This is a genomic window from Mycobacterium sp. TH-M106 (assembly GCF_057473765.1).
In genome coordinates this window covers 1-1,635 of record NZ_JBYCLE010000388.1, presented here as the reverse complement: position 1 = coordinate 1,635, position 1,635 = coordinate 1, and the positions used below count along the sequence as shown (strand labels likewise).

The window sequence follows — 1,635 nt, the reverse complement described above, 5'->3', positions numbered from 1 at the left end:
TGTCTTCCGGGGCAAACAAGCGGCCTTTCGTGTGCAGGGTCCGTTTGGCCGAGCCGTGCAGGAGGTGTGGATACGACTCGTAGATGGGGCAGATGCGTCGGACCAAGCCGTCGACGACGAGCGGGAACGGGCGAAGGTCTTTGCGATAGCGCAGGGCATTCTGGAGGATGATGAGCACTTCCTGAGCGCGTCCGACGGCGAAGGCGGGGATGAGGACAAAGCCGCCTTGGTCGAGGACGGCAGAGACCTGCTCGACGAGGTCGCTCTCCTGCTGAGCACGAGGGCTGTGCAGGCGTGAACCGTAGGTCGATTCGGTCAGGACGGCGTCGTAGTGGGTGCCGTGGGGGAGGCGAAGTCCGCCGATGAGGCGTCCTGGCGCGACGGAATAATCCCCGGTAAAGAGCACGCTGCCTTCGTCGGCGGTCTCGAAGCCCAGCGCCACCGCGCCGAGAATGTGTCCTGCGGAATACGTGGAGACGCGCACGTTCTCAAAGCGAAACGCCTTGTCTTGGCCCATGACTCGCACGCGATCCCACAGGCCCTCAAGCTGTGCCTCTGTAAAGACGCGGGCATGGCCTTCGAGTTGGCTGAGGTGCAGCGCATCGGCGAGCATGACCCGAGCGATGTCGAGCGTGGCTTGAGTCATGTAGACGGGGGCGTTCGGATACAGGCTGGAGACGAGCGGTAAGGCCCCGATGTGATCTTGATGGGCATGCGTGATAAAGATGGCCTGGATGTTGGCATGACCCTCTTCTAAGAGGGACAGGGCCGGGAGCGGGTCGCGTTCGTCCATGCGCGTGCCCGCATCGACCAGCCACTCGGTCGTCGCGGTTCGAAACCAAAGGCAAGTCGCTCCAATCTCGGCTCCGCCGAGTACGGTGATGTTCATAGCGTGATACACCCTTCTCTGTGGTCTCTTGTTTGGTGTTCACCATAGCACATCCCGGTGGGGGAAGTGGGGGAGGTCTGTGAGATGTCCCCAAAATGTCCGTTCTAAGCCGTGCAGGCATGGCACAATGAAAAGAGACCACGGAGAGGGGGGAGAACCTTGAACCTTGAAACCTGTCCGCGCTGTGGGGTGTTGTATGCGCCTGTGCGCCGGACACTGTGTCCGAGGTGTCAGCGCGAGGAAAACGCGCTCTTTGAGAAAGCACGTGCGTATTTGAAGCAGGAGCCTGCGTGCACCGTGTTTCAACTGGCCGCGCATCTGGACGTGTCGACCGAAGTCATTGAGGAATGGATTCGCGAAGGGTATCTGTTGGTCCGCAACCACCCCCATCTGACGATAGCCTGTGAACGTTGCGGTCAGCCCGCGCTCGGTCGTTACTGTGAGCCTTGCCGAGAAACGATGGGGGCGATGTTGGCGGATGCAGCAAAAGCGGTGCGAGCCGAGGATAAAAGGAAGGGGACGCGACCAGGATTTTATTCACGGTAGGGAGGAAAGAGGTATGACGCATTCAACGCCGCTTGTCGTCACCGTAGGTCTGTGGACGGTGGTGGTTCTGCTTGGCCCCGCAGGGCTCGACTGGGTTCGTGGAGATCCCGTCGCGATACGCCCCATCCAGCTGTGGTATGCAGGGCTTGGCGACCTTCTCATCGCCGCCAGCCTGCGGGCCGTGGTCGGCGTCCGAGACA

General features: G+C 61.2%; 1 protein-coding gene. It reads right to left on the bottom strand.

Features of this window, described 5'->3' with window-relative positions; all coding sequences use genetic code 11:
• On the bottom strand, positions 1 to 889 hold an 889-nt coding region (locus AC2VOP_RS13840; protein ID WP_486961501.1), incomplete at its 3' end, for an MBL fold metallo-hydrolase.
• Between the last annotated feature and the right edge of the window lie 746 nt (positions 890 to 1,635).